The following is a 26621-nucleotide window of genomic DNA, read 5'->3' as shown; positions in this document are numbered from 1 at the left end:
AGCAAGATGGTACAGGTGAGAGCACACCAGCCGATCAACACTGACGGCAGTATCAATCTCGAGGCATGGCTGGATCATGCCGTCAGTGTCGACCCGGCACTGGACCGTGAAGCCTTGAAAGCAGCCTGCGAGTTCGCTCGTGAGTCTGAGCAGCAAGACAATGCGGCCAAGAACCTGTGGGCCGAAGGCACTTCAAGCTTTCGCACCGGGTTGGAAATCGCCGAGATCCTCGCCGATCTCAAGCTGGATCAGGATTCGCTGATCGCCGCCGTGCTGTATCGCGGCGTGCGCGAGGGGCATATTCCGTTGGCAACCGTTGGCCAGCGCTTCGGCTCGGTGGTGACCAAGCTGATCGACGGCGTGCTGCGCATGGCGGCCATCAGTGCCAGCCTCAGCCCGCGCCAGTCGATGGTGCTGGGCACCCAGGGCCAGGTGGAAAACCTGCGCAAGATGCTGGTGGCGATGGTCGACGACGTGCGCGTCGCCCTGATCAAGCTGGCCGAGCGTACCTGCGCGATCCGTGCGGTGAAGACCGCCGACGACGAAAAGCGCAACCGCGTCGCCCGCGAAGTCTTCGACATCTACGCGCCGCTGGCCCACCGCCTGGGCATCGGCCACATCAAGTGGGAGCTGGAGGACCTGTCCTTTCGCTACCTGGAGCCGGACCAATACAAACAGATCGCCACGTTGCTGCACGAGCGGCGCCTGGATCGCGAGCGCTTTATCAGCGACGTGATGGGCCAGCTGCGTTCCGAGCTGCAGGCAACTGGCGTAGACGCCGACATCAGCGGCCGGGCCAAGCACATCTACTCGATCTGGCGCAAAATGCAGCGCAAGGGCCTGGCCTTCAGCCAGATCTATGACGTGCGGGCGGTGCGCGTGCTGGTGCCGGAAATGCGCGATTGCTACACCGCGCTGGGGATCGTCCACACGCTGTGGCGCCACATCCCCAAGGAGTTCGACGACTACATCGCCAACCCCAAGGAAAACGGCTACCGCTCGCTGCACACCGCGGTGATCGGCCCTGAAGGCAAGGTGCTGGAAGTGCAGATCCGCACCCACGCGATGCACGAAGAGGCCGAGCTGGGTGTGTGCGCGCACTGGCGCTACAAGGGCACCGACGTCAAGGCCGGGTCCAACCAGTACGAAGAGAAAATCTCCTGGCTGCGCCAAGTGCTGGAATGGCACGAAGAACTCGGCGACATCGGCGGGCTGGCCGAACAGCTGCGGGTGGATATCGAGCCGGACCGGGTCTATATCTTCACCCCCGACGGCCATGCCATCGACTTGCCCAAGGGCGCCACGCCGCTGGATTTTGCCTACCGCGTGCACACCGAAATCGGCCATAACTGCCGGGGCGCCAAGATCAACGGGCGCATCGTGCCGCTCAACTACAGCCTGCAAACCGGTGAACAGGTCGAGATCATCACCAGCAAGCACGGCACACCGAGCCGCGACTGGCTGAACCCGAACCTGGGCTATATCACCACCTCGCGGGCGCGGGCGAAGATCGTCCACTGGTTCAAACTTCAAGCGCGCGACCAGAACGTCGCCGCCGGCAAGACCCTGCTCGAACGCGAACTGGCGCGCCTGGGCCTGCCTCAGGTGGACTTCGACAAGCTGGCCGAAAAGGCCAACATGAAGATCGCCGAAGACATGTTCGCCGCCCTCGGTGCCGGTGACCTGCGCCTGGCGCAACTGGTCAACCTGGCCCAGCAACTGGTCGAGCCCGAGCGCGGCAACGAACAGCTGGAACTCATCCCACGCAAGGCCACGGGTTACAAACCGGGCAAGCGTGGCGATATCCAGATCCAGGGCGTGGGCAACCTGATGACGCAAATGGCCGGCTGCTGCCAGCCGTTGCCGGGCGACGCCATTGTCGGCTACATCACCCAGGGCCGTGGCGTGAGCATTCACCGCCAGGACTGCGCCTCGGTGCTGCAACTGGGCGGGCGCGAGCCGGAGCGGATCATCCAGGTCAGTTGGGGGCCGGTGCCGGTGCTCACTTACCCGGTGGACATCATCATCCGTGCCTACGATCGTTCCGGCTTGCTGCGTGACGTCTCGCAAGTGCTGCTCAACGAGCGGATCAACGTGCTGGCGGTTAACACCCGCTCGAACAAAGAGGACAACACGGCGTTGATGTCCCTGACCATCGAGATTCCGGGCCTGGATGCGCTGGGGCGGTTGCTTGGGAGGATTTCCCAGTTGCCGAACATCATCGAGACGCGGCGTAACCGTACCCCATGAGTAACTGGGTGAACGCCGTTTAAAGTGTGGGAGGGGGCTTGCTCCCGATAGCTGCCTATCAGTTGATACATCTGGTGACTGAAACACCGCTATCGGGAGCAAGCCCCCTCCCACATTGGATCTTCAGTGGAAAGAGATTGATGTATTCACTAGATGACCTGCTGCACCTGATGAACCGCCTGCGCGACCCGCAATACGGCTGCCCGTGGGACATCAAGCAAACCTACGCAACAATCGTCCCGCATACCCTCGAAGAAGCCTACGAAGTGGCCGACGCCATCGAGCGTGGCGATTTCGATCACCTGCAAGGCGAGTTGGGCGACCTGTTATTCCAGGTGGTGTATTACAGCCAGTTGGCCCGAGAAGAAGGGCGCTTCGAATTTGCCGGGGTGATCGACAGCATCACGCGCAAGCTGATTCGACGCCATCCCCATGTGTTTCCCACTGGCGATCTGTATGCACCGCTGGATATTCCGCAATTGAGCGAAGAACAGGTCAAGGAGCGCTGGGAGCAGATCAAGGCCGAGGAGCGTGCGGAAAAATCCGACGCACCTGAGCAACTTTCCCTTCTGGATGATGTGCCAACGGCCTTGCCTTCACTGTCCCGTGCGGCCAAATTGCAAAAGCGCGCCAGCCAGGTCGGTTTCGACTGGCCAGCCGCCTTGCCGGTGGTGGACAACGTGCGTGAAGAGTTGGATGAAGTGCTCGAAGCCATGGCCGATAACGATCCGCAGGCCATTGCCGATGAAGTCGGTGACCTGCTGTTTGCCGCCGTCAACCTGGCCCGTCACCTCAAGGTTGACCCGGAAACCGCACTGCGCGGAGCCAATGCCAAGTTCGAACGACGTTTCCGATTTATCGAACAGGCATTGCGCGATACGCACCAACCCATAGAAGATTGCACCCTCGAAGAGTTGGACGCCCTGTGGGGCGAAGCCAAACGCCAGGAAAAGAATGTGTCCAGCTGCGGTTGAGCAGCTGCCTAAGTGAGTAAGCACCATGAGCCTTTCCCTTCGCGACCAGTTGCTCAAAGCAGGTCTGGTCAACCAAAAGCAGGCCAAGCAGGTCGGCAAAGAGAAGCAGAAGCAGCAGCGTCTGGTCCACAAGGGCCAGGCCGAAGTCGATGATACCCAGGCACGCCTGGCCGCTGAGGCACACGCCGAGAAGGTCAAGCGTGACCAGGAGCTCAACCGCCAGCAGCAGGAAAAAGCCGAAGCCAAGGCGCGTACCGCCCAGGTCAAGCAGTTGATCGAAACCTCACGCTTGCCCAAGTTGACCACCGAGGACTACTACAACTTTGTCGATGACAAGAAGGTCAAGCGCCTGTCGGTCAACACCTTGATGCGCAACAAGCTGAGCAACGGTTCTCTGGCTATCGTGCACCACGGTGGCGGCTACGAGGTGATCCCGCGTGAAGCGGCGCTCAAGATCCAGGAACGTGCACCGGAGCGCATCGTGCAGCTCAACATCCTCACCGAAAGCCAGGTGCCGGATGAGGATGATCCGTACGCCGCCTACCAGATCCCGGATGATCTGATGTGGTAAGGCTGTAGAAACAACAAACCCCGCTCAAAGGCGGGGTTTTTGTGTGTAGACGGCCCGGCTGCGTGGGCCGGGCGTCCACATGATTTCAGTGTTTCAGGAGCTTTTTGCCTGGCGTTGCAGTTCGAGAGTCTCGAGCTCGTTTTTATAATTGTGGGCGTCGCTCTCGTTGTGGAACATGCCGACCAATACGTCTTGCTGATGGACATCCCAGATGTGAATCCCGTGGCCTACTGCTTCATGGGACATATGCTCATCGTCGCGTTCAGTTACTTTTACAGTCATCTGCTTGCTCCAATCTCTGGTTGATCTGCGGCAAGTCGTCGCAGGCCTTTGTTATATAATTTGTTAGCTTGCTAAGTAAACTGATTTTGCGCGCAATAATTCATTGCAGAAAGCGCAACAGTGCTGCAGGCCGCGTAAACCAAGACATTGCGCCGCAGCTGCCGGAGTTTTATGACAAAAGTTTCATGTTCAGGTCGGTCTTTTTAGCTGGTTTGGCCCTGCCACCGCCATCGCAGGCAAGCCAGCTCCCACCTTGAAATGCAGCCCAGTGTGGGAGCTGGCTTGCCTGCGATAGCGGTAGTGGTTTTCTCTGAAATCCCAAGCAAAAAAAAGCCCCGCATTCAGCGAGGCTCTCTTCCAGCTCATCAGCGCAATCAGCTGCCTTTAACGGCCTGACCGTCAACGGTGCCATCCTGCAGCATGATGTTGTATTCCTTGCCATCGGTCTCAACCTGGCGCAGGGCAACCAGAATGCCGCCCTGGTCCTTGGCAAACCACATCTGCGTGATGCGTTTGCTCTGGGAGGGATCACGTACGCGTTCAACTTTGATCGCGTCAATGGAGCCTACCTTGGTCTGAACCTTTTCCGGGCCAATCACACGGAAGTCATAGGTATCGACATCAGTGCCTTCGGCCACTCGGTAGCTCATGCTCTTCTTGCCGGCAGCCACGTCGCGCTGAAGGGCGAGCTGATACGTGGACTTGTCGAGCATGCCGCTTTCGAGGGTGACGTTGACCGGATCCTTGTTTTCAAAGCCGGTGATTTTCTTGTTCGCCTGGTCGAAATCCAGGTTGATCTTCTTGGCCTTGCCCAAACCGCCGCGCTCGAAGCTGTAGCTCTTGGGTTGCAGGGTGTCCTTGTCGAACAGGATCACACTGGTTTCGGTCAGGCTGGCAATCATCATCGAGGCCTTGAAGTTCAAGGTCCAGGTGCCGTCGCCGTTTTTGGTCAGGCTGCGTTCAGCCGAACCACTCATGGGCAGTTGCTTCCAGTCGGCGGTGTAGCTGACGGAGAAAGGGTGAAGGTCTGCCGCTTGTACGGCAGGCAAAGCGAACAGCGCAAAAGCGAAGAGCAGGGCGCGACGCATAAAATCTCCTAGGTTCGAATCAAGTGGCCGCTGGCCGCGAGTAACTGACCGTCCAATAATGCACCCTGGTCACCAAGAATCAACCGTCCCTCGGCAAACCAGCGAACAGCCAGCGGGTAAATCCTGTGTTCCTGGGTATGAACCCGTTGCGCAAGCGTCTGCGCCGAGTCGCCTGACTCTACCGGAACCACTGCCTGTACGACCAGAGGCCCGCCATCGAGTTCCTCGGTGACAAAGTGCACGCTGCAGCCATGCTCGCTGTCGCCGGCGTCGAGGGCGCGCTGATGGGTGTGCATGCCTTTGTACTTGGGCAGCAGGGAAGGGTGGATATTGAGCAGGCGCCCTTCGTAGTGCCGCACGAAATCAGCACTGAGGATGCGCATGAAGCCAGCAAGCACGACGAGCTTGGGATTGAAGGCGTCGATCAGTTCGACCAGGGCGCGGTCGAAGGCCTCGCGGCCGTCGAACGCCTTGTGATCCAGCGAGCGGGTGTCGATACCCGCGTCCCTGGCGCGTTGCAGGCCGTAGGCGTCGCTGCGGTTGGAAATCACCGCAGCGATGCGCACCGGGCTGTCGCCGCTGCGCGTGCTATCGATCAGGGCCTGCAAGTTACTGCCGGTGCCGGAGAGCAGCACCACGACATCACAGGTTGCAGGCATCAGTGCGCCTTAAGGTTCTTCAGTTCAACCTGGGCTGCGCCTTCCGGAGCAGTGGCGATCTGGCCGATGACCCAAGGTTGCTCGCCGGCTTCACGCAATACGTTCAGCGCGGTTTCAACGTGCTCTTGCGCCACGCAGATGACCATGCCCACACCGCAGTTCAGCACGCGGTGCATCTCGGTTTCGTTGACGTTGCCTTTCTCTTGCAGCCAATCGAAGACTGCCGGGCGCTGCCAGCTGGCCACGTCGACAATCGCCTGGGCGCCTTTTGGCAGGACGCGCGGGATGTTGTCCAGCAGGCCGCCGCCGGTGATGTGGGCCATGGCCTTGACGGCACCGGTGTCCTTGATCAGCTTGAGCAGTGGCTTGACGTAAATGCGGGTCGGGGCCATCAGCAGGTCGGTCAGAGGCTTGCCGTCGAGCTGGATGTTCTCGATGTCGGCGCCGGACACTTCGATGATCTTGCGGATCAGCGAGTAACCGTTGGAGTGCGGGCCGGACGATGGCAGGGCGAGCAGGGCGTCGCCGGCAGCCACTTTGGAGCCGTCGATGATCTCGGCCTTTTCCACGACGCCGACGCAGAAACCGGCCAGGTCGTAGTCTTCGCCTTCGTACATGCCTGGCATTTCAGCGGTTTCGCCGCCGACCAGCGAGCACCCCGACAGTTCGCAGCCGGCGCCGATGCCGGTGACCACCTGGGTTGCGGTTTCGACATTGAGCTTGCCGGTGGCGTAGTAGTCGAGGAAGAACAACGGCTCGGCGCCGCACACCACCAAGTCGTTGACGCACATGGCAACCAGGTCGATGCCGATGCTGTCGTGCTTGTTCAGGTTCAGGGCCAGGCGCAGCTTGGTGCCTACGCCGTCGGTGCCGGACACCAGTACAGGCTGCTTGTAGCCGGCCGGGATTTCGCAGAGGGCGCCAAAACCGCCCAGGCCGCCCATGACTTCAGGGCGCGCAGTGCGCTTGGCGACGCTCTTGATGCGTTCGACCAATGCTTCACCGGCGTCGATGTCTACACCGGCGTCCTTGTAGCTCAGGGAGGGTTGCTTGCTCATGATCCAGGCCTTTAGGGGGGGATTCAGGGGTAACGACCGAGCGGGCGGGCGCTTTTTAAAAAGGCCGCTGCCGTTGACGGTCTGCGAAGGCGCGCGATTTTATCAGGCTTGAAGGGCAGCGGCCATCCTCGGGCCGACGGGCAGGGCCATATAGATTAAAAAAGCCGGTTAAAAAATGCTGATCGGCTCTGCCAAGCGGCGTATTAAGGTATAGCCTTGAACCCGCTATCGTTATGACAGTACAAAAACTTACCGAGGCCCTGTGAATGTTTTGCCGGGTGCTGTGGTCACAGCCTGGCTAAACCGATTCACGCGGTCTGTTCCAGCCGCTAAATTTGTCGTTCGGGAATCTTCCATGCGTCTGTGTAAATTCTTCTTTGTGGGCTGTTTGTCGTTGGTCAGCCTGGCGAGTCATGCCGAAACCCTCAATGGCCTCTATCAAGTGCTCGAACCGGTCAGCAGCCAGTCGCCCCAGGAGCGTGACCAGGCCACCCAGCGCGCCGTGCAGACCCTGGTGATCCGCCTCACCGGCGACGCCAAGGCCGCCGACGGCCCGGGCCTGGCGGCAATCCGCAAGGACCCGCAACAAATCATCACCCAATATGGCTACGACGCGGGCCCGCCCGAGAGCCTGCAAGTGGACTTCGACCCGGTCAGCACCGACCGCGCCTTGCGTGATGCCGGCCTGTCGATCTGGGGCAGTAATCGGCCGTCGATTCTCGGTTGGTGGCTGAACGATTCCACCGAAGGCAGCAGCCTGGTCGGCGATGGCCAGGCGGTTGCCCAGACACTGCGCCGCGCCGCGCAACACCGTGGCTTGCCGTTGCGCCTGCCGCTGGGCGACCTGGATGAGCAAGTGGTTGCCACTGCGCCGAATCTGGAAAGCGCGGACGCTGCGCCCTTGCGTGCAGCCTCCGAGCGCTACGGAGCCGATGCGTTGCTGGCTGTGCATGCGCGCCAGGAAGGTAATCAGTGGCAGGCCAAATGGCGTCTGTGGCTGGGCGATAAGTCTGAGCAAGGTACCGTCCAAGGCGCTGATACTGCCGCACTGGCAGATGCTGTATTGCTGGAGGTCAGCCAAAAGCTGGCGCCGCGCTTTGCGGTCAAGCCCGGCGTGAGCAGCGAGCAGCTGCTTGAAGTGCAAGGCATGAACCTGGAGCGATACGCCGCCCTGGGCCGGTTGCTGGAACCCTTTGGCGGTCAGCCGCAGTTGGTGGATGGCAATCGCATTGTGTATCGCGTCAACGGTAGTGCTGAGCAGTTGCGTACCCAATTGAGCCTGGCCAAGTTGCAGGAAGTTCCCGCAGGTGAAGTCCCGGCCCAGCAACCTGTGGTCGATGGCACGCAACCGGCTGCTGTACCTGAGCCTCAGGCGCAACTGCGTTTTCGTTGGTAAATAGTGTTCCTTCTTCTATATAGAAGAAGGGCGTCGATAATAGATGGAGTGGTTTATGGCGGATACGCGTCGTTGGGTGTGGCTTGGCGGGATAGTCCTGCTGTGCGGTTTTGTGTTCTTGCTGCATTCGATCCTGACGCCGTTTCTGGTGGCGCTGTTGCTCGCCTATCTGTTCGATCCCGTGGTGGATCGCCTGGAAAAAGCCGGTATGTCGCGTACTTTGGGCGTGGTCACGGTGTTCGCACTGTTCACGCTGATTATCACCGCGCTGGTGTTGATACTGGTGCCGATGCTGGCCAAGCAGCTGTTTCGCCTCTACGAGCTGGCGCCGCAGATGCTCGACTGGTTGCAGCACACGGCAATGCCGTGGGCTCAGTCCAAGTTCGGGTTGGCGGATGGGTTCTGGAAGTTCGACAAGGTCAAGGCGGCCATCAGCGAGCATATGGACAAGACCACCGATATCGTTACGGTGGTGCTCAGCCAGGCAACCGCTTCGAGCCTGGCACTGATCGGCTGGTTGACCAACCTGGTGCTGATCCCGGTGGTGGCGTTTTACCTGCTGCGTGATTGGGACATCATGATGGCCAAGATCCGCAGCCTGCTGCCCCGTGACCGTGAAGAACGCATCGTCTCCCTTGCTGCAGAATGCCATGAAGTACTGGGGGCATTCGTTCGCGGTCAGTTGCTGGTGATGCTGGCGCTGGGGGTGATCTACGCAGCTGGCTTGATGGCCATCGGCCTGGAGCTGGGGCTGTTGATCGGCTTGATCGCAGGCCTGGCAGCCATCGTGCCGTATATGGGCTTTGTGATTGGTATCGGCGCGGCGCTGGTGGCCGGTCTGTTCCAGTTTGGCGGCGACCTCTACCCAATGCTGGGGATTGTCGCGGTGTTCATGGTCGGCCAGGCATTGGAAGGCATGGTGCTGACGCCGTTGCTGGTAGGCGATCGGATTGGCCTGCACCCGGTGGCGGTGATCTTTGCGATCCTGGCGGGTGGCGAGTTGTTCGGGTTTACCGGCATTCTGCTGGCGCTGCCGGTGGCGGCGGTGATCATGGTGCTGGTGCGTCATGTTCACGACTTGTACAAGGATTCGGACGTGTATACGGGCGTTGATGAGCCCGAGTTGTAATCGCAATGTCACAAACCCGGCCAAGGCCGGGTTTGTTGTTTGTGGGGCAGGGGGCGTCAAACAATCCGCGTAAAACCGCCAGGTTAACGCAAACCTTTGATTTTGCTTGTGGTCTGCTGCATTGTGCACCCGGCGTCACGGGTATAAACTTTGCAAACTTTACACAGAGGCCACTAACGGTTCGATGGGAGCCGTTCAGTCAGCATGAAACCGATTCAGCTGCCCCTAGGTGTGCGTCTGCGTGATGACGCTACCTTTATCAATTACTACCCAGGCGCCAATGCCGCTGCACTCGGCTATGTGGAGCGGCTTTGCGAAGCCGACGCCGGGTGGACTGAAAGCCTGATCTATCTGTGGGGCAAGCATGGCGTGGGGCGTACCCACCTGTTGCAGGCCGCGTGCCTGCGTTTCGAACAGATGGGCGAGCCGGCAGTGTATTTGCCCCTGGCCGAGTTGATGGACCGCGGTGTCGGCATCTTCGACAACCTTGAGCAATACGAACTGGTGTGCCTGGACGACTTGCAGTCGGTGGCCGGCAAGGCGGATTGGGAAGAAGCGCTGTTTCACCTGTTCAACCGCCTGCGCGACAGCGGTCGTCGTTTGCTGATCGCCGCTTCCACATCGCCTCGTGAGCTGCCGGTGAAGCTGGCCGACCTCAAGTCGCGCCTGACCCTGGCGCTGATCTTCCAGATGCGCCCGTTGTCCGATGAGGACAAGTTGCGTGCCCTGCAGCTGCGTGCTTCCCGACGTGGCCTGCACCTGACCGACGAAGTCGGGCACTTTATCCTGACTCGTGGCACCCGCAGCATGAGCGCGCTGTTCGATTTGCTTGAGCAGCTTGACCAGGCCTCCTTGCAGGCGCAAAGAAAATTGACGATTCCTTTCCTCAAAGAAACACTGGGTTGGTAAGGCGTTGATTTGCCAGCAATCGGCAATTTACGGGCGCCAGAAAACCTGCGTTTGAGCCCAGAGGGCCACGCAAGTGCAGTGATAAATGGAATTACGGCTTAGATGGCATAGTCCAAACAATAAGTCACATAGATCACGATTGAATTTGCAAATCGATGTGATAGAGGGCATAGTCTCGGCTTCTTTACACATCAGCCACGGTCGTGCCCATGCTAAATCGCTTCGCACCCCTCGTGCCTCTCGCACTCGTTACCCTATTGTTTGGTTGCGCCTCCCACCCTCAACAGGTGGCAGAACAGCCCAAACCACAGGTTCAAAATCAGGCCAAGTTCGTTGCTGCACAGTCTGCTTCTGTTTATGAAGAAGAGATGGCAACCGAAAAAGAACTCGCCGAGTTTTCAGACAGCAAGCCTTACCAGCTGCCCCTTCTGGCCGACAGCATTCTTGAACGCGGCAAGTCCCTGATCGGTACTCGTTACCGTTTTGGCGGCACCTCTGAAGCCGGTTTCGATTGCAGCGGTTTCATCGGTTATCTGTTTCGTGAAGAAGCTGGCATGAACCTGCCTCGCTCCACCCGCGAAATGATCAACGTGGATGCACCGTTGGTCGCACGCAACAACCTCAAGCCGGGCGATCTGCTTTTCTTTAGTACCAGTGGCCGTGGTCGTGTCAGCCACGCCGGTATCTACCTGGGCGATAATCAGTTTATCCACTCCAGCAGCCGCCGCAGCGGTGGTGTTCGGGTCGATAACCTGGGCGACAGCTACTGGAGCAAAACCTTCATCGAAGCCAAGCGCGCACTCGCCATGGCCCCGACTACGGTTACCGCTAGTAAGTAAAGTTAAAGTGATACTTGAAGTTTGACGTGTAAGCGCTAGAATCCCTGGACATTGTTGTTATCCGTTCGCGCGAGCTTTGCTTGCGCGTTCTGGTTTTCAACGTTCGGCAGCGAAAGCCGCATCCAGACCAGGATTGTTCTGCACATGTCGACCTCGGCCCGCCTGATGCTCATTGTTTGCGCCGCGCTGCTCAGCGCCTGCGCCAGCCGTCCACCGCCGCCCGCGCCTGTAGCGGTCAAGCCCAAGCCGGTATTCAACTACGCCACCCAGAATTTTTCGCCTGCTGCCGAAGACGTGCTCTTCCGTGCGCTGGGCCTGGTCGGCACGCCTTATCGCTGGGGCGGCAATACACCGGATTCGGGGTTTGATTGCAGTGGCCTGATCGGCTTTGTGTTCCGCGACGCCGCCGGCATTTCCCTGCCGCGCACCACCCGCGAACTGATCGTGATGCGTGGCCAGGACGTCAGCGAGCAGAACCTGCAAACCGGTGACTTGCTGTTCTTCGCCACAGGCGGTGGTTCACGGGTCAGCCATGCGGGAATCTATGTCGGGGAAGGGCGCTTTGTGCATGCGCCGCAAACCGGCGGTACGGTTAAGCTCGACACGCTATCCAAAGCGTATTGGCAGAATGCCTACCTGAGTGCCAAGCGGGTTTTACCGGGGAATCTGGCACGCAACCCTTGAGTCGTACATAGATCCATGGTGGGAGGGGGCTTGCCCCCGATAGTGGTGTAACAGTCGGCACATACTCAGCTGACAGACCGCAATCGGGGGCAAGCCCCCTCCCACATTATTTGCAATGCTCTTGAGATGGGTTACTTGGCTGCAGAAACCCGCCACACCTTATTGCCCACATCATCAGCCACCAGCAAATCACCCTGCTGATCAATCACCACGCCCACCGGCCGGCCCATGGCTTTCTCGTCGCTGTTGAGAAACCCCGTCAGCACATCCACCGGCTGTCCTTTCGGCTGGCCCTCTTCAAACGGCACAAAAATCACCTTGTAGCCACTATGCGGCTTGCGATTCCACGAACCATGCTGGCCGATAAACGCGCCGTTGCTGAATTGCGTAGGCAACTTGCTGCCCTCGGCGAAGGTCAGCCCCAGTGAAGCGGTGTGCGGGCCTACCGCGTAGTCTGGCGCGATGGCTTTGGCAACCAAGTCCAGGTTTTGCGGCGTGACGCGCACATCCACATGCTGGCCGTAATAGCTGAAGGGCCAGCCATAGAAGCCGCCATCCTTGACTGAGGTGATGTAGTCCGGCACCAGGTCACTGCCGATTTCATCGCGCTCGTTCACCGCCGTCCACAGTTTGCCGCTCTGTGGCTCCCAGGCCATGCCGTTGGGGTTGCGCAGGCCGGAGGCGAAAATGCGGTGTTGGCCCGTGGCGCGATCAACTTCCCAGATCGCCGCGCGGCCTTGTTCGGCGTCCAGGCCATTTTCACCGACGTTGCTGTTGGAGCCGACGCTCACATACAACTTGCTGCCATCCTTGCTGGCCACCACGTTTTTCGTCCAGTGGTGGTTCAAGGGGCCACCTGGCAACTCCACGACTGTTGTGCCTGGGGATGTGATTGCGGTTTCACCTGGCTGATAAGGAAAACGCAGCAACTTGTCCGAGTCCGCCACGTACAGGTCGTTGCCCACCAGTGTCATGCCAAACGGCGAATTCAGATTTTGTAGAAATACCGTACGCGTTTCGGCCACGCCGTCATGATCGGCATCGCGCAACAACGTAATGCGGTTCGGGCTCGGCACACCGGCACCGGCGCGGCCCATGACTTTTTCCATCACCCAACCCCGCACGCCTTTGGTGTCGTCTGGCTTGGGTGGCGCATTGGTCTCGGCCACCAACACGTCGCCGTTGGGCAGTACGTAGAGCCAGCGTGGATGCTCCAGGCCCTCGGCGAATGCGGCCACTTGGGTGCCGGCGGCAGCCGTTGGCTTGGCGCCTTCAGGCCAACCGATCGCCGGGGCGATGTTGACGGTGGGAATCAGCGTCTTGTTCGGCTCCGGCAGTTTGGGCGAGGGCCCGGTGCCATCGGAGACTTGCAAGGTAGAGCTTTCGCCGCAGGCGGCGAGGCTGCCGGTGAGCATGATCAGTAAGGCCAGTCGGGTTTTAGGCATGGTTTTCTCCTTGATACCTGTAAGGGTAGAGAAGCACGCTGTACGGATGGTTCAAGTACAAGGCCAGCTTTAATTGACGCTCCACCCCCAACCCACTAACCTTCGCGGCTTGTTCCAGGTGCTCTGTGGCGTGCGCGTCGACAGGGTGAAACAGGGAAGCCGGTGAGCGAGCGCACTTGTACACAGTGCTGCCGCGATTCCGGCGCTGCCCCCGCAACGGTAAATGAGTCAAGACGGTGCTGTTTGCCACTGTATCGCCCGCGATATGGGAAGGCGCGCCCTCGGCTGCTTCGACAAGACGCGCCACTCATGAGTCCGGAGACCGGCCTTGAACATTCAACAGCATCACGGTGGGCGATGCTTGGCTGTCTGTTTTTTCTTTTTCCTGCCCGCCGTTTTTGTCCAGCCCCAACGGAGAGCTGCCATGACCGATTCCCCCGACCGAGACGAACGCCACCTGGCGCGCATGTTGCGCAAAAAAGCCGTGATCGACGAGCGCATCGCCAATTCGCCGAATGAGTGCGGCTTGTTGCTGGTATTGACCGGCAACGGCAAAGGCAAGAGCAGTTCGGCCTTCGGCATGTTGGCCCGCGCCATGGGTCACGGCATGCAGTGCGGTGTGGTGCAGTTCATCAAGGGCCGCAACAGCACAGGCGAAGAGCTGTTCTTCCGGCGCTTCCCCGAGCAAGTTCGCTTCCACGTCATGGGCGAAGGCTTCACCTGGGAAACCCAGGATCGTCAACGCGATATCGCCGCCGCCGAAGCAGCTTGGGCGGTGTCGCGGGCAATGCTCAATGACCCTTCCATTGGCCTGGTGGTGCTGGATGAACTGAACATCGCTCTCAAGCACGGCTACCTCGACCTGGACCAGGTACTAAGCGACCTGCAAGCCCGCCCGCCGATGCAGCATGTGGTGGTCACTGGCCGTGGTGCCAAGCCTGAATTGATCGAAATGGGCGACACCGTCACCGAAATGGGCATGCTCAAGCACGCGTTCCAGGCCGGTATCAAGGCACAGAAGGGCGTTGAACTTTGAATCAGCCCCGCCAATGCCCAGCCGTCTTGATCGCCGCTCCGGCGTCCGGCCAAGGCAAAACCACGGTCACCGCTGCGCTGGCCCGTTTGCATCGCAACCTGGGGCGCAAGGTGCGCGTGTTCAAATGCGGGCCGGACTTTCTCGACCCGATGATCCACGAGCGCGCCAGCGGTGCGCCGGTGTATCAATTGGACATGTGGATGGTGGGCGAGCAGGAAAGTCGTCGTTTGCTGTGGGAGGCGGCGGGGGAGGCCGACCTGATCCTGATCGAAGGCGTGATGGGGCTGTTCGACGGCACCCCCTCCAGCGCCGACCTGGCGCGGCACTACGGCGTGCCAGTGCTGGGGGTGATCGACGGGACTGCCATGGCCCAGACCTTTGGTGCCCTGGCCCTGGGCCTGGCGCGCTATCAGCCCGACCTGCCGTTCGCCGGCGTGCTGGCCAACCGTGTCGGCACCCTGCGCCATGCCCAGTTGCTCGAAGGCAGCCTCACGGAGGGCTTGCGTTGGTACGGCGCGTTATCCCGCGAGACCGGTATCGAACTGCCGAGCCGCCACCTGGGCCTGGTGCAAGCCAGCGAACTCAATGACCTCGATGTACGCCTGGATGCCGCCGCCCAGGCATTGGGCAGTAGCTGCGAAGTGGCCCTGCCGCCCCCCGTGACCTTTGCCGCGCCCGAAGTGATCAAGGCCGAACCGTTACTTGCCGGTGTGCGTATCGCCGTCGCCCGTGACGAAGCCTTTGCCTTTACCTATGGCGCCAGCCTGGATTTGCTGCGGGCCATGGGCGCAGAGCTGACATTCTTCTCACCTATTCATGATCGCCAACTGCCGCAGGCAGACAGCCTTTACCTGCCAGGCGGGTACCCGGAGCTGCACCACCAGGCGCTGTCGGCAAACACCTCGATGCTGGAGGCCATCCGTGCTCATCACGCCGCCGGCAAGCCACTGCTCGCCGAATGTGGCGGCATGCTCTATCTGCTCGATTCGCTGACGGATGTAGAGGGCGCCCGAGCCGAACTGGTTGGCGTGCTGCCAGGCGATGCGGTGATGCAAAAGAAACTCGCGGCACTGGCCCTGCAAAGTGTCGAATTGCCGGAAGGTACGTTGCGCGGGCACACCTATCACCACTCCTTGACCAGCACCGCATTGGCGCCGATCGCCCGTGGCCTGAGCCCTAACGGCGGGCGCGGGGCTGAAGCGGTTTACCGACAAGGGCGGCTGACCGCTTCCTACGTACACTTTTATTTTCCGTCGAATCCTGGCGCGGTGGCCGCGTTGTTCGTGCCAGACCTTGAGACCGCTATCGCAGGCAAGCCAGCTCCCACAGTTGACCGAGTTGAAACCCCATCCAATGTGGGAGGGGGCGTGCCCCCGATGAGGCCATGACTGACAACGCCTTCCCCGAGGCCGACCGCCAGGCCGTTTACCGCGCCATCGCCGAACGCCGCGACATGCGCCACTTCACCGGCGGCAGCGTCGCCCCGGAACTGTTGCACCGCCTGCTCCAGGCCGCGCACCAGGCACCCAGTGTAGGCCTGATGCAACCGTGGCGTTTTATCCGCATCAGCGACCGCTCATTGCGCAGGCAGATTCAACAGTTGGTGGAAGAAGAGCGCGCACGCACCGCGCAGGCCCTGGGCGAGCGCTCCGATGACTTCATGAAGCTCAAGGTCGAAGGCATCAGCGACTGCGCCGAGGTGCTGGTGGCTGCACTGATGGATGATCGCGAGCGCCACATCTTCGGGCGCCGCACCTTGCCGGAAATGGACATGGCGTCTCTATCTTGCGCAATCCAGAACCTGTGGCTGGCGGCGCGCGTGGAAGGCCTGGGCATGGGCTGGGTGTCGCTGTTCGAACCCCTGGCGTTGGCCGAACTGCTGGGCTTGCCAGCCGGCGCGAAACCCCTGGCCGTGCTGTGCCTGGGGCCGGTGGCTGAGTTCTACCCGGCACCGATGTTGCAGCTCGAAGGCTGGACCGAGCCGCGGCCGCTGAGTGACATGCTGTATGAAAACAAGTGGGGAGTGAGTCAATGAGTGTGGCCTTGCTGTGTGTCGCTGCGGTGGCGCTGGATGCGCTGCTGGGTGAACCCAGGCGCTGGCATCCGCTGGTGGCGTTCGGCAACTTCGCCGGGCGCATCGAGCAGCGTTTCAATAGCGGTGGGCGTGGCTGGCGCAGCCATGGCGTGACCGCGTGGTTTATCGCAGTCGTGCCTCTGACCTTGCTGGCCACCGCGTTATCGTGGGCGCCTTATATCGGCTGGCTCCTGGAAATCCTGGCGTTGTACTGCGCCTTGGGCATGCGCAGCCTGGGCGAGCATGTGACGCCGGTGGCCCAGGCCCTGCGCAGCGATGATCTGGATGAGGCACGCAAACGCGTGAGTTACCTGGTCAGTCGCCAGACCAGCGAACTGGACCGCACCGAAGTTGCGCGCGCCGCAACCGAGTCGGTGCTGGAGAACGGCAGCGATGCGGTATTCGCCGCATTGTTCTGGTTTGTGGTGGCGGGCGTGCCAGGCGTGGTGCTTTATCGCCTGAGCAACACCCTCGACGCCATGTGGGGCTATCGCAACGAGCGCTTTGAGCGTTTTGGCTGGGCGGCTGCAAAGATCGACGATGTGCTCAACTACATTCCTGCGCGGCTGGTGGCCTTGACCTACGCGCTATTGGGCAAAACCCGCCTGGCCCTCAAATGCTGGCGCACCCAGGGCCCGACGTGGGACAGCCCTAACGCCGGTCCGGTGATGGCTGCCGGTGCCGGTGCGTTGGGCGTTGAACTCGGTGGCGCAGCGATTTATCACGGCGAGGTGCATCAGCGCCCGCAGTTGGGCGAAGGCCCGCCGGCCGATGCCGACTCCATTGATCGTGGCTGGCACTTGGTGCAGCGCGGCGTATGGTTGTGGCTGCTGGTCTTGTGCGTAGGGGCGCAAATCTATGCTTGAACACGGTGGTCGGCTGCGAAAGGCCGCGATTGAATACGGGATTGCCGAAGCGGATTGGCTTGATCTGTCCAGTGGCCTGGCGCCCTGGCCGTGGCCGATTCCCGAGATCCCGCTGCGTGCCTGGGCCCGCTTGCCCGAAACCGATGACGGCCTGGAGAAGGCCGCCTGCGAGTATTACGGCGCCGCCCAGTTGTTACCGGTGCCGGGCTCCCAGGCCGCGATCCAGTTGCTGCCACGCCTGCGCCGCTCCGGCAAGGTCGGCGTGCTTTCGCCTTGCTATGCCGAGCACGCCGAAGCCTGGCGCCGCGCCGGTTATGTGGTGCGTGAAGTGCAGGAGCAGGAGGTCGACTTCTTTCTCGACAGCCTCGATGTGCTGGTGGTGGTCAACCCCAACAACCCCACGGGCCTGAGCCTGCCCCCGCAACGCTTGCTGGACTGGCACGCGCGGCTGGTCCAGCGCGGGGGCTGGCTGGTGGTGGACGAAGCGTTCATGGACGTGACCCCCGATTCAAGCCTGGCGAGCCATGCCGATCAGGTCGGTCTGATCGTACTGCGCTCGTTCGGCAAGTTTTTCGGCCTGGCGGGTGTACGCCTGGGCTTTGTGCTGGCCGAACGCAAGTTGCTCAAGTTGCTGGCCGAACAGGTCGGGCCCTGGGCAGTCAGCGGGCCGACGCGGGTATTGGGCCAAGTGTGCCTGCGCGATACGGATGGGCACACCCGCCAGCGCAATCGATGCATCGAAGCGGGCCAGCGCTTGTTCGAACTGCTTGAGCGCAGAGGCTTTCAACCTCACGGCGGCTGCGCATTGTTCCAGTGGTTGATCACGCCTCATGCCGAGCGCCTGCACGAATTCATGGCCCAGCGCGGCATCCTGCTGCGCCTGTTTGTGCACGACAGCAGCGTGCGTTTCGGCTTGCCCGACACCGAAGCTGACTGGTTGCGGCTGGACGAGGCTTTGGCCGCATACAAGGACGCCACATGAGTACACTGATGGTGCAGGGCACTACCTCCGACGCCGGCAAGAGCACCCTGGTGACCGCGCTGTGCCGTTGGCTGGTGCGCCAGGGTGTCGCGGTGGCGCCGTTCAAGCCGCAGAACATGGCGCTCAACAGCGCGGTGACGGCCGAAGGCGGCGAGATCGGCCGCGCCCAGGCAGTGCAGGCCCAGGCCGCCAACCTGGCACCCCACACCGATATGAACCCGGTGCTGCTCAAGCCCAACAGCGACACCGGCTCGCAAGTGATCATCCACGGTCGCGCCGTGACCAGCATGAACGCCGTGGCCTATCACGACTACAAAGCCATCGCGATGCAGGCGGTGCTGGCTTCCCACGCACGTTTGAGCCAAGCCTACCCGGTGGTGATGGTCGAAGGCGCGGGCTCCCCGGCCGAGATCAACCTGCGCGCCAATGACATCGCCAACATGGGCTTCGCCGAAGCGGTGGATTGCCCGGTGCTGTTGATCGCCGATATCAATCGCGGCGGCGTGTTTGCCCATCTGGTCGGCACCCTGGAGTTGCTGTCGCCCAGCGAGCAGGCACGGGTCAAGGGCTTCATCATCAACCGTTTTCGCGGTGATATCGCGCTGTTGCAGCCTGGCCTGGATTGGCTGGAGGCGCGCACCGGCAAGCCGGTTGTCGGCGTGTTGCCCTACGTGATGGACCTGCACCTGGAGGCGGAAGACGGCATCGACCAGCGCCAGATCGACAAGGCCGCCCACGTGCTCAAGGTGGTGGTGCCGGTGTTGCCGCGTATCAGCAATCACACTGACTTTGACCCGCTGCGCCTGCATCCTCAGGTGGATTTGCAGTTTGTCGGGCCGGGCCAGGCGATGCCTGCGGCTGACCTGATCATCCTGCCTGGCTCCAAAAGCGTACGCAGCGATCTGGCCTTCTTGCGCGCCAATGGCTGGGATGCGGCCGTGGCGCGGCATCTGCGTTATGGCGGCAAGGTGCTGGGGATTTGCGGCGGTTTGCAGATGCTGGGTGAGCAGGTGCATGACCCGCTTGGGCTGGAGGGTGTGGCCGGGTCCAGTGCCGGCCTCGGGCTGCTGGCGTTTACCACAACGCTGGAGGAGCACAAGCAACTGCGCAATGTGCGCGGACGCTTGGTGCTCGAAGATGCTGAAGTGAGTGGGTATGAGATTCACGCGGGTGTGACATCAGGCGATGCCCTGCTCAGCGCTGCGGTGCTGCTGGACGATGGTCGCAGCGATGGCGCGCTGAGTGCTGATGGGCAGATTCTCGGCACCTACCTGCACGGGCTGTTCGAAACACCGGCGGCGTGCAGTGCCTTGCTGCGGTGGGCCGGATTGCAGGAGGTGCAAGAGGTGGATTATCACGGGTTGCGCGAGCGTGATATCGAGCGGTTGGCGGACTTGGTGGAGAACCACCTGGATACGGATTTATTGCGTCGATTGTGCGGGATTTGACGGCATGTATAGGACGCAAATGTGGGAGGGGGCTTGCTCCCGATAAGTGCTTCACAGTCACTGAGGCATCGACTGATACACCTTAATCGGGAGCAAGCCCCCTCCCACAATGGATGGTATCAATCGCAATTTTTTCGGCTGGCTGGAAAAGGTATTTGCTCATGTATCAATTAATCCTCGGCGGTGCCCGTTCGGGCAAGAGTCGCCTGGCTGAAAAGCTCGCCTGCGACAGCGCTTTGCCGGTCACTTATATCGCCACCAGCCAACCGCTGGATGGTGAAATGAATCAGCGGGTGGCGCTGCATCGCGAACGTCGCCCGGATCATTGGGGGCTGATTGAAGAACCCATCGAGCTGGCGCATGTGCTGCGTGAAAACGCCGCTACCGACCGCTGCCTGTTGGTGGACTGCCTGACGTTATGGCTGACCAATCTGCTGATGCTCGACGATAGCGATCGTTTGGTGTTCGAGCGCGATCAACTGCTGCAAACCCTGGCCTCGCTGCCGGGTGAAATCATTTTTGTCAGCAACGAGACCGGTCTGGGTGTCGTGCCGCTGGGCGAATTGACTCGCCGCTATGTGGATGAAGCCGGTTGGCTGCATCAAGCCTTGGCCGAGCGGTGTCAGCGTGTGGTGTTGACGGTTGCCGGCCTGCCCCTGACTTTGAAAGGTACTGCGTTATGACGGACTCCTGGTGGCTCAACCCCTGCAAGGCCATTGATACTGCGGCCCATGAACAGGCGCTGGCGCGTCAGCAACAATTGACCAAGCCCGCCGGTTCCCTCGGCCAGCTGGAAGCGCTGGCGGTGCAGCTGGCGGGTTTGCAGGGCCAGGTCAAGCCGTCGGTGGAGCAACTGTGGATCGCGATTTTTGCCGGTGATCACGGTGTGGTCGCCGAAGGCGTGTCGGCATTTCCTCAGGAAGTGACCGGGCAGATGTTGCATAACTTCGTCACCGGTGGTGCGGCGATCAGCGTGTTGGCGCGGCAACTGGATGCGCAGCTGGAAGTGATTGATCTTGGCACGGTGACGCCCTCGCTGAACTTGCCCGGCGTGCGTCATGTGAATATCGGCGCGGGCACGGCCAACTTCGTTGATGGCCCGGCGATGACCCAGGCTCAAGGGCTGTTGGCATTGCAAGCCGGCCGAGACAGCGCGCACCGCGCTCTGGAACGCGGCGCGCAGGTGTTTATCGGCGGCGAGATGGGCATCGGCAATACCACTGCGGCCAGCGCGTTGGCCTGTGCATTGCTGGATTGCCAGGTGAGCGACCTGACGGGCCCGGGCACAGGTTTGAATGCAGCGGGCGTCAGCCACAAGGTCGCGGTCATCGAGCGCGCTTTGGCGCTGCATGCCGGGCAACGGGGTGATGCGTTGCAAACGCTGTTCAATCTCGGCGGTTTTGAAATTGCCGCGTTGGTTGGCGCTTACCTGGCCTGTGCGCAGGCAGGTATCGTGGTGCTGGTGGATGGGTTTATCTGCAGCGTTGCCGCGCTGGTGGCGGTGCGCTTGAACCCGGCGTGCCGCGAATGGCTGGTGTTCGGGCATCGCGGTGCCGAGCCGGGCCATCGCCATGTGTTGCACAGCCTGGATGCCGAACCGCTACTGGAACTGGGCTTGCGCCTGGGCGAAGGCAGCGGCGCGGCGCTGGCGGTGCCGTTGTTGCGTTTGGCCTGTGCGTTGCACGGGCAGATGGCAACCTTCGCCGAAGCGGCCGTGGCAGATCGCCCCGCATGACCTTGCACCTGGACCTGCTGCGCCACGGCGAAACCGAGCTGGGCGGCGGCCTGCGCGGCAGCCTGGACGATGCCTTGACCGCCAAGGGCTGGGCGCAAATGCGAGCCGCGGTGGTGGGGCAGGGGCCATGGGATCGGTTGATCGGCTCACCATTGCAACGCTGCGCCTTGTTTGCCCAGGAGCTGGGAGCACAGCTCGGCCTGCCGGTCAGCCTTGAGCCGGCTTTGCAAGAACTCCACTTCGGTGCCTGGGAAGGCCAGAGCGCCGCGGCGCTGATGGAGACCGATGCCGAAGGGCTGGGTTTGTTCTGGGCCGATCCCTACACGTTCACGCCGCCCCAAGGCGAGCCTGTCAGTGCATTTTCCGAGCGGGTGCTCGGCGCGGTGTCACGCCTGCATCAGGCTTACGCCGGCCAGCGCGTGTTGTTGGTCAGCCATGGCGGCGTGATGCGCCTGCTGCTGGCCCGGGCGCGTGGGATGCCGCGCGAGCAACTGCTGAACGTCGAGGTCGGCCACGGCGCGCTTTTCAGCCTGCAGGTCGGTGCCGACGGCGTACTGAAAGAAGGATCGTGACGATGTTGCCGTTCTGGATCGCCCTGCAATTTCTCAGCTGCCTGCCGATCCGCTTGCCGGGTATGCCGCAGCCTCAGGAGCTAGGCCGTTCGTTACTGTTTTATCCGCTGGTGGGACTGCTGTTCGGTCTATTGCTGTGGGGGTTGAACCTGGTATTGATGGGCGCGCCCTTGCTGCTGCACGCCGCGCTGTTGCTGACGGCCTGGGTGCTGCTCAGCGGTGGCCTGCACCTGGATGGCCTGGCGGACAGCGCCGATGCCTGGTTGGGTGGCTTTGGTGATCGCGAACGCACCCTCAGCATCATGAAAGATCCGCGCAGCGGGCCGATTGCGGTGGTTACCCTGGGCTTGGTGCTATTGCTCAAGTTCAGCGCGTTGGTGGCCTTGATCGAGCAGCATAATGGCGCCGCCCTGATCCTGGCGCCGTTGATCGGGCGGGCTTCGATGCTGGCGCTGTTTCTTACCACGCGCTATGTGCGGGTAGGAGGGTTGGGCCAGGCCTTGTCGGACTACTTACCGCGGATTGTCGGCCAGCAGGTGCTGATCCTCAGCGGATTGACCTGCATCCTGATCGGTGGTTTCAACGGCGGTATTGCGGTGTTGCTGGCGGCGCTGTGCTTTATGGGGCTGCGTCACTTGATGATCAGGCGCCTTGGCGGTACCACGGGCGACACGGCAGGCGCGCTATTGGAACTACTGGAAGTCGCTGTCCTGGTCGGGTTGGCGCTGTAACGCTTTCTTGCAATTCCTTAACTCCGGGTATATACACGCTCTATGCTTGCTTCCCAATGTTTATGCACCAACCTGCGACGCGCCGCCCGTGGCGTCAGCAGGCATTACGACGGCGCTCTCGACGGCTTCGGGATCAACGTCGCCCAGTATTCTTTGCTGTGTAACCTGCAGCGCCTTGACCAACCGAGCATTTCCAGCCTGGCCGAAGCCATGGGCCTGGATCGCAGCACCCTGGGGCGCAACCTGCGTGTTCTGGAGGGCGAGGGGTTGGTGCAATTGGTCGAGGGCGATGACCTGCGAAACCGCCTTGTGCTGTTGACTGAAAGTGGCCAGCAGCGATTGGCCGCCGCGTTGCCGGCATGGGAAGCGGCGCAACAGAAACTGATTGATAAGCTCGGCGCTGAAAAGCGCGAAACCTTGTTGGCCTTGCTGGATGAACTCGCCTGAACGGCGGTTTGTTCGACTACAAGCGGGTATATACCCGCGAGCGGAGAATAAAAAATGACCTCGATGTGGCGCACCAGCGGTTGGATCCTTGTGGGGAGTGCGCTGATCCTGGCGTTGTCCTTGGGCGTACGGCATGGCTTCGGCCTGTTTCTGGCGCCGATGAGCAGCGAATTCGGCTGGGGGCGTGAGACCTTCGCCTTCGCCATTGCCTTGCAGAACTTGATCTGGGGCCTGGCGCAGCCGTTTACCGGCGCCTTGGCCGACCGTTTCGGCGCAACCAGAGCGGTGTTTGTCGGCGGCGTGTTGTACGCCGTGGGCCTGGTGCTGATGGGGATGTCCGACTCCGCGTGGTCATTGTCCCTGAGTGCAGGCTTGCTGATTGGCATCGGCCTGTCCGGTACCTCGTTTTCAGTGATTCTCGGTGTGGTCGGTCGCGCCGTACCGCCGGAAAAACGCAGCATGGCCATGGGCATTGCCAGCGCCGCCGGGTCCTTCGGCCAGTTCGCCATGGTGCCCGGCACCCTCGGCTTGATCGGTTGGCTGGGCTGGTCCGCAGCGTTGCTGGCGTTGGGCTTGATGGTGGCGTTGATCCTGCCGCTGGTTGCCATGCTCAAGGACCGGCCGTTGCCGGTCACGGTCGGTCAGCAAACCCTGCGCGAAGCGTTGAAGGAAGCCTGCTCTCACTCCGGGTTCTGGCTGCTGTCTTTCGGTTTTTTTGTGTGCGGGTTCCAGGTTGTGTTTATCGGTGTGCACTTGCCGGCGTACCTGGTCGACCAACATCTGCCGGCCACGGTGGGCACCACGGTGCTGGCCTTGATCGGTCTGTTCAATGTGTTCGGCACCTATACCGCTGGCTGGCTGGGCGGGCGCATGTCCAAGCCGCGCTTGCTGACCGGCCTGTACCTGCTGCGGGCGGTGGTGATTGTGTTGTTCCTGTGGGCGCCAGTCACTGAAGTGACGGCCTATCTGTTTGGCATGGCGATGGGGTTTCTGTGGTTGTCCACCGTGCCGCTGACCAACGGCACCGTCGCGACGTTGTTTGGCGTACGCAACCTTTCGATGCTCGGCGGGATTGTGTTCCTGTTCCATCAACTCGGTTCGTTCCTCGGCGGTTGGCTGGGCGGGGTAGTCTATGATCGAACCGGCAACTACGATTTGATCTGGCAGGTGGCGATTCTGCTCAGCCTGCTCGCCGCGGCCTTGAACTGGCCGGTGCGTGAGCGGCCAGTGGCGCGTGTGCAGGCGCAGATGGAGGCGGCATGAGGGTAGCGGTGCGCTTGATGGTGATGGCGGCAGGGTTGCTTCTGTTGCTACTGGCCTGGTGGGGTTGGCAGCAAGGTGGCCTGGCGTTGATGCAACTGGGCATGGCGATCTGTTAAGTTCAATGCCTGAACTGACTCAAGGACTTTGATCATGTTGATGCGCTGGCTCGCTGTACCCGTCCTCATGGCTGTTGGCAGCGTGGCCATGGCCGCCAGCTGCCCGTCGCTGCTGACGGGCCAATTGCCCAAACTGCGGGCCAAGGAATCCATTGACCTGTGCCAGCAATTCGCTGGCAAACCCTTGGTGATCGTCAATACGGCGAGCTTCTGCGGCTTTGCCCCGCAGTTCAAGGGCCTGGAAGGCTTATATCAACGCTATAAGGGCGAAGGCCTGGAAGTGATTGGCGTGCCGTCCGATGACTTCAAGCAGGAAGCCAAGACCGGGGAGGAGACCGCCAAGGTCTGTTACGTGAATTATGGCGTGACCTTCACCATGACCGAGCCGCAGAAGGTCAAGGGGCCGGATGCGGTGCATCTGTTCAAGGTCCTTGCCGAGCAGGCCGACGCGGCGCCGAAGTGGAACTTCTACAAGTACGTGGTTGACCGCCAGGGCAATGTTGTCGCCAGCTTTTCCAGCCTGACCAAGCCGGACAGCCCGGAGTTGATCAAGGCGGTCGAGCAGGCGATAGCATCCAAACCCTGATAACCAGCCACTGAAAAGCCCCGCCTCCTTCACAGGAGAGCGGGGCTTTTTTATACGGTCGCGGTTTAGAACTTGTAGGTCATGCCCAGGCCGAAACCGTTGGCACTGTTTTCATACTTGGCGTTGTAGCTGGCCAATTGGTTGGAGCGCGAAACCTTGACGTCTTCTTCCTTCAGGTAGGAGTAGGCCAGGTCGATGGTCATGTTCGGCATGACCTCGTAGCCCAGGCCCAGGCTGAAGATCGTGCGGTCGCCGGTCGGGATGCGTGGCGAACGATCCGTGTTGTTGGTAGGCGACTGGTCGAAAGTCAGGCCGGTACGCAACACCACTTGCTTGGTGAGCTGATACGAAGTACCCACGGCATAGGCCCAGGTATCGTGCCAGTTCTGGTCTTCCTTGATAGTGCCTACCAAGGCAGGGGCGAGCGCGCCGCCTGTTGCGCCGGACACGCCGTCGTTCTTGACGGTGATGTCTTTCAAGCGGCTCCAGCGTGTCCAGGTTGCACCTGCATAGAGTTTCCAGGCGTCGGTCAGGTCTTGGGTCACCGACAGGTCGTAGGACTCAGGCGTATCGATCTTCAGCGACGCATCGTAGCGATTGCTGCGCAGGGCGGCAGCGGTCGCGGCTGGTGCGGTGACTTCGGTGTGGCCGTCCAGCTTGTAGCTGACCTTGGAGTGATAGGTCAGGCCGACGCGGGTGGTATCGGTGGCTTGTACCAGCACGCCGATGTTGAAGCCCAGCGCGGTGTCGTCACCCTTGATCTTGATGTTGGTGTCTGGCGCGAGAGCGTTCAGCGTCAGGTCTGATTCCAGGGTGCCGGCGATGCGGTTGATGGTCGGGCCAAAACCAACGGAAACACGGTCGTTGAAGGCGTAGCTGACCGTTGGCTGGAAGGTGATGACTTTCACTTCACTCTTGCTGCCAAAGCCACGGCCCTGGAAGCCGCTTTCGTAGTCGGTTACCAGGCCGAACGGTGCATAGACACCGAAGCCGACAGCCCACTGATCGTTGAGTTTATTGGTGTAGAAACCGAAAGGGACGGCGGTGAATGGCACCATGTCGCCTTTGTTGCTGCCGCGGGAGCGGCCGCTGACGTCGCTGATATCAGTAGAAGCATCAATGGCTGCAACGCCGCCGGTGATCTGTTGACCTTCCAGGCGTGCCATACCGGCAGGGTTGCCGAACACAGTGCTTGCATCATCGGCAGAAGAAGATCGACCTGCAAAACCAGTACCCATCCCGCTGACGCTCTGTTCGTTCAGGGCAAAGCCGCTGGCGAATAGTTGGGAGGATGCCATGGCAACGGCGAGGCTAAGTGTGGTCTTGAGCATTACTTTTTTCATTATTAGAACTCCGAGGTGATCACCGCAGCGGAAAGTAACAATAAATTTGCGATCGCGCTATAGGGTGTAATGCAGGAGATAGAGCGGTTTTGTAGGACAATCCGACCAGATTCGCTGTTTTTTGCCGAATCTTGCAAT

At 61.0% G+C, this 26621-nt stretch carries 27 protein-coding genes and 1 riboswitch; of the genes, 21 read left to right on the top strand and 6 right to left on the bottom strand.

Annotated features, from left to right (window positions below; all coding sequences use genetic code 11):
• Positions 1-6 precede the first annotated feature (6 nt).
• From relA to FW800_RS06450, 3 genes are all read left to right on the top strand, one after another.
• On the top strand, positions 7-2250 hold the full coding sequence (gene relA / locus FW800_RS06460) for a GTP diphosphokinase (RefSeq protein WP_032880009.1): 2244 nt from the start codon (positions 7-9) through the stop codon (positions 2248-2250).
• A 140-nt stretch (positions 2251-2390) separates the two neighbouring features.
• Positions 2391-3224, top strand: coding sequence for a nucleoside triphosphate pyrophosphohydrolase (gene mazG, locus FW800_RS06455; RefSeq protein WP_446437237.1), 834 nt, complete (start codon positions 2391-2393; stop codon positions 3222-3224).
• A gap of 25 nt (positions 3225-3249) precedes the next feature.
• A complete protein-coding gene (locus FW800_RS06450) occupies positions 3250-3795 on the top strand; it encodes a DUF2058 domain-containing protein (protein WP_014719402.1) in 546 nt (181 codons plus the stop codon).
• Between the two features lie 93 nt (positions 3796-3888).
• Here the strand turns inward: FW800_RS06450 and FW800_RS06445 are convergent, their stop codons facing one another.
• From FW800_RS06445 to purM, 4 genes are all read right to left on the bottom strand, one after another.
• A complete protein-coding gene (locus FW800_RS06445) occupies positions 3889-4077 on the bottom strand; it encodes a hypothetical protein (protein WP_003193064.1) in 189 nt (62 codons plus the stop codon).
• A gap of 374 nt (positions 4078-4451) precedes the next feature.
• Entirely contained in the window at positions 4452-5165 is a 714-nt protein-coding gene (locus tag FW800_RS06440; protein WP_122732135.1) for a DUF3108 domain-containing protein, read from the bottom strand.
• An 8-nt stretch (positions 5166-5173) separates the two neighbouring features.
• Positions 5174-5824 (bottom strand): phosphoribosylglycinamide formyltransferase, encoded by a 651-nt coding sequence (gene purN / locus FW800_RS06435; protein ID WP_005790184.1) that lies wholly within the window; start codon positions 5822-5824, stop codon positions 5174-5176.
• Positions 5824-6882 (bottom strand): phosphoribosylformylglycinamidine cyclo-ligase, encoded by a 1059-nt coding sequence (purM, locus tag FW800_RS06430; RefSeq protein WP_005790182.1) that lies wholly within the window; start codon positions 6880-6882, stop codon positions 5824-5826. Before purM ends, purN begins: the two co-directional genes overlap by 1 nt.
• 355 nt (positions 6883-7237) lie before the next feature.
• On the opposite strand from purM, the gene FW800_RS06425 reads away from it, so the two are divergent.
• From FW800_RS06425 to FW800_RS06405, 5 genes are all read left to right on the top strand, one after another.
• Positions 7238-8278, top strand: a complete 1041-nt coding sequence (locus tag FW800_RS06425; RefSeq protein WP_005790181.1) for a DUF2066 domain-containing protein — start codon at positions 7238-7240, stop codon at positions 8276-8278.
• Between the two features lie 55 nt (positions 8279-8333).
• Positions 8334-9407 (top strand): AI-2E family transporter, encoded by a 1074-nt coding sequence (locus FW800_RS06420; protein WP_005790179.1) that lies wholly within the window; start codon positions 8334-8336, stop codon positions 9405-9407.
• A gap of 204 nt (positions 9408-9611) precedes the next feature.
• Positions 9612-10316, top strand: coding sequence for a DnaA regulatory inactivator Hda (gene hda / locus FW800_RS06415; protein WP_446437236.1), 705 nt, complete (start codon positions 9612-9614; stop codon positions 10314-10316).
• 209 nt (positions 10317-10525) lie between these two features.
• A complete protein-coding gene (locus tag FW800_RS06410) occupies positions 10526-11155 on the top strand; it encodes a C40 family peptidase (RefSeq protein ID WP_005790175.1) in 630 nt (209 codons plus the stop codon).
• Positions 11156-11299: 144 nt separating this feature from the next.
• Positions 11300-11839, top strand: coding sequence for a C40 family peptidase (locus tag FW800_RS06405; protein WP_005790173.1), 540 nt, complete (start codon positions 11300-11302; stop codon positions 11837-11839).
• A gap of 131 nt (positions 11840-11970) precedes the next feature.
• Here the strand turns inward: FW800_RS06405 and FW800_RS06400 are convergent, their stop codons facing one another.
• On the bottom strand, positions 11971-13284 hold the full coding sequence (locus FW800_RS06400; protein WP_446437235.1) for a PQQ-dependent sugar dehydrogenase: 1314 nt from the start codon (positions 13282-13284) through the stop codon (positions 11971-11973).
• 99 nt (positions 13285-13383) lie between these two features.
• A riboswitch (cobalamin riboswitch) is annotated at positions 13384-13629 on the top strand.
• 79 nt (positions 13630-13708) lie between these two features.
• Here FW800_RS06400 and cobO point away from each other — a divergent pair.
• The 13 genes from cobO to FW800_RS06335 all read left to right on the top strand — a co-directional run bounded on the left by cobO (position 13709) and on the right by FW800_RS06335 (position 25140).
• Positions 13709-14320, top strand: coding sequence for a cob(I)yrinic acid a,c-diamide adenosyltransferase (cobO, locus tag FW800_RS06395; protein ID WP_005790169.1), 612 nt, complete (start codon positions 13709-13711; stop codon positions 14318-14320).
• Positions 14317-15708, top strand: coding sequence for a cobyrinate a,c-diamide synthase (locus FW800_RS06390; RefSeq protein ID WP_446437234.1), 1392 nt, complete (start codon positions 14317-14319; stop codon positions 15706-15708). The genes cobO and FW800_RS06390 overlap by 4 nt, the downstream gene beginning before the upstream one ends.
• Positions 15705-16355, top strand: coding sequence for a 5,6-dimethylbenzimidazole synthase (bluB, locus tag FW800_RS06385; RefSeq protein WP_103733668.1), 651 nt, complete (start codon positions 15705-15707; stop codon positions 16353-16355). Before FW800_RS06390 ends, bluB begins: the two co-directional genes overlap by 4 nt.
• Positions 16352-17260, top strand: a complete 909-nt coding sequence (gene cbiB, locus FW800_RS06380) for an adenosylcobinamide-phosphate synthase CbiB (protein WP_005790163.1) — start codon at positions 16352-16354, stop codon at positions 17258-17260. The genes bluB and cbiB overlap by 4 nt, the downstream gene beginning before the upstream one ends.
• On the top strand, positions 17253-18242 hold the full coding sequence (gene cobD / locus FW800_RS06375; RefSeq protein ID WP_223018127.1) for a threonine-phosphate decarboxylase CobD: 990 nt from the start codon (positions 17253-17255) through the stop codon (positions 18240-18242). The genes cbiB and cobD overlap by 8 nt, the downstream gene beginning before the upstream one ends.
• On the top strand, positions 18239-19690 hold the full coding sequence (locus FW800_RS06370; RefSeq protein ID WP_228308803.1) for a cobyric acid synthase: 1452 nt from the start codon (positions 18239-18241) through the stop codon (positions 19688-19690). The genes cobD and FW800_RS06370 overlap by 4 nt, the downstream gene beginning before the upstream one ends.
• A gap of 161 nt (positions 19691-19851) precedes the next feature.
• The gene (gene cobU / locus FW800_RS06365; protein ID WP_032880036.1) at positions 19852-20373 is read left to right on the top strand and encodes a bifunctional adenosylcobinamide kinase/adenosylcobinamide-phosphate guanylyltransferase; all 522 of its coding nucleotides are present in this window, start codon (positions 19852-19854) and stop codon (positions 20371-20373) included.
• Positions 20370-21425 (top strand): nicotinate-nucleotide--dimethylbenzimidazole phosphoribosyltransferase, encoded by a 1056-nt coding sequence (gene cobT / locus FW800_RS06360; RefSeq protein ID WP_032880037.1) that lies wholly within the window; start codon positions 20370-20372, stop codon positions 21423-21425. Before cobU ends, cobT begins: the two co-directional genes overlap by 4 nt.
• Positions 21422-21997 carry an alpha-ribazole phosphatase family protein gene (cobC, locus tag FW800_RS06355; RefSeq protein ID WP_446437233.1) on the top strand — a complete coding sequence of 192 codons (576 nt, stop codon included), beginning with the start codon at positions 21422-21424 and terminating at the stop codon, positions 21995-21997. The genes cobT and cobC overlap by 4 nt, the downstream gene beginning before the upstream one ends.
• 2 nt (positions 21998-21999) lie before the next feature.
• Positions 22000-22728: an adenosylcobinamide-GDP ribazoletransferase gene (locus FW800_RS06350; protein ID WP_148852860.1), complete on the top strand. Its 729-nt coding sequence runs from the start codon at positions 22000-22002 to the stop codon at positions 22726-22728.
• 42 nt (positions 22729-22770) lie between these two features.
• Positions 22771-23175, top strand: a complete 405-nt coding sequence (locus FW800_RS06345; RefSeq protein ID WP_005790150.1) for a MarR family winged helix-turn-helix transcriptional regulator — start codon at positions 22771-22773, stop codon at positions 23173-23175.
• 63 nt (positions 23176-23238) lie between these two features.
• Complete coding sequence (locus FW800_RS06340) at positions 23239-24438, top strand: MFS transporter (protein WP_164365808.1); 1200 nt, start codon at positions 23239-23241, stop codon at positions 24436-24438.
• A 150-nt stretch (positions 24439-24588) separates the two neighbouring features.
• Positions 24589-25140 carry a glutathione peroxidase gene (locus tag FW800_RS06335; protein ID WP_005790144.1) on the top strand — a complete coding sequence of 184 codons (552 nt, stop codon included), beginning with the start codon at positions 24589-24591 and terminating at the stop codon, positions 25138-25140.
• A 65-nt stretch (positions 25141-25205) separates the two neighbouring features.
• On the opposite strand, the gene FW800_RS06330 is transcribed toward FW800_RS06335, so the two are convergent.
• A complete protein-coding gene (locus tag FW800_RS06330) occupies positions 25206-26483 on the bottom strand; it encodes an OmpP1/FadL family transporter (protein ID WP_005790143.1) in 1278 nt (425 codons plus the stop codon).
• Positions 26484-26621 lie beyond the last annotated feature (138 nt).

The sequence above is a fragment of the Pseudomonas sp. 910_23 genome, from assembly GCF_052850795.1.
The sequence above is the reverse complement of the archived record's forward strand: the minus strand, read 5'-3'. Positions and strand labels throughout refer to the sequence as shown.

Coding starts and splice junctions, on each gene's coding strand:
- relA (WP_032880009.1), top strand. CDS start 7: ATGGTACAGGTGAGAGCACACCAGCCGATCAACACTGACGGCAGTATC.
- mazG (WP_446437237.1), top strand. CDS start 2,391: ATGTATTCACTAGATGACCTGCTGCACCTGATGAACCGCCTGCGCGAC.
- FW800_RS06450 (WP_014719402.1), top strand. CDS start 3,250: ATGAGCCTTTCCCTTCGCGACCAGTTGCTCAAAGCAGGTCTGGTCAAC.
- FW800_RS06445 (WP_003193064.1), bottom strand. CDS start 4,077: ATGACTGTAAAAGTAACTGAACGCGACGATGAGCATATGTCCCATGAA.
- FW800_RS06440 (WP_122732135.1), bottom strand. CDS start 5,165: ATGCGTCGCGCCCTGCTCTTCGCTTTTGCGCTGTTCGCTTTGCCTGCC.
- purN (WP_005790184.1), bottom strand. CDS start 5,824: ATGCCTGCAACCTGTGATGTCGTGGTGCTGCTCTCCGGCACCGGCAGT.
- purM (WP_005790182.1), bottom strand. CDS start 6,882: ATGAGCAAGCAACCCTCCCTGAGCTACAAGGACGCCGGTGTAGACATC.
- FW800_RS06425 (WP_005790181.1), top strand. CDS start 7,238: ATGCGTCTGTGTAAATTCTTCTTTGTGGGCTGTTTGTCGTTGGTCAGC.
- FW800_RS06420 (WP_005790179.1), top strand. CDS start 8,334: ATGGCGGATACGCGTCGTTGGGTGTGGCTTGGCGGGATAGTCCTGCTG.
- hda (WP_446437236.1), top strand. CDS start 9,612: ATGAAACCGATTCAGCTGCCCCTAGGTGTGCGTCTGCGTGATGACGCT.
- FW800_RS06410 (WP_005790175.1), top strand. CDS start 10,526: ATGCTAAATCGCTTCGCACCCCTCGTGCCTCTCGCACTCGTTACCCTA.
- FW800_RS06405 (WP_005790173.1), top strand. CDS start 11,300: ATGTCGACCTCGGCCCGCCTGATGCTCATTGTTTGCGCCGCGCTGCTC.
- FW800_RS06400 (WP_446437235.1), bottom strand. CDS start 13,284: ATGCCTAAAACCCGACTGGCCTTACTGATCATGCTCACCGGCAGCCTC.
- cobO (WP_005790169.1), top strand. CDS start 13,709: ATGACCGATTCCCCCGACCGAGACGAACGCCACCTGGCGCGCATGTTG.
- bluB (WP_103733668.1), top strand. CDS start 15,705: ATGACTGACAACGCCTTCCCCGAGGCCGACCGCCAGGCCGTTTACCGC.
- cbiB (WP_005790163.1), top strand. CDS start 16,352: ATGAGTGTGGCCTTGCTGTGTGTCGCTGCGGTGGCGCTGGATGCGCTG.
- cobD (WP_223018127.1), top strand. CDS start 17,253: ATGCTTGAACACGGTGGTCGGCTGCGAAAGGCCGCGATTGAATACGGG.
- FW800_RS06370 (WP_228308803.1), top strand. CDS start 18,239: ATGAGTACACTGATGGTGCAGGGCACTACCTCCGACGCCGGCAAGAGC.
- cobU (WP_032880036.1), top strand. CDS start 19,852: ATGTATCAATTAATCCTCGGCGGTGCCCGTTCGGGCAAGAGTCGCCTG.
- cobT (WP_032880037.1), top strand. CDS start 20,370: ATGACGGACTCCTGGTGGCTCAACCCCTGCAAGGCCATTGATACTGCG.
- cobC (WP_446437233.1), top strand. CDS start 21,422: ATGACCTTGCACCTGGACCTGCTGCGCCACGGCGAAACCGAGCTGGGC.
- FW800_RS06350 (WP_148852860.1), top strand. CDS start 22,000: ATGTTGCCGTTCTGGATCGCCCTGCAATTTCTCAGCTGCCTGCCGATC.
- FW800_RS06345 (WP_005790150.1), top strand. CDS start 22,771: ATGCTTGCTTCCCAATGTTTATGCACCAACCTGCGACGCGCCGCCCGT.
- FW800_RS06340 (WP_164365808.1), top strand. CDS start 23,239: ATGTGGCGCACCAGCGGTTGGATCCTTGTGGGGAGTGCGCTGATCCTG.
- FW800_RS06335 (WP_005790144.1), top strand. CDS start 24,589: ATGTTGATGCGCTGGCTCGCTGTACCCGTCCTCATGGCTGTTGGCAGC.
- FW800_RS06330 (WP_005790143.1), bottom strand. CDS start 26,483: ATGAAAAAAGTAATGCTCAAGACCACACTTAGCCTCGCCGTTGCCATG.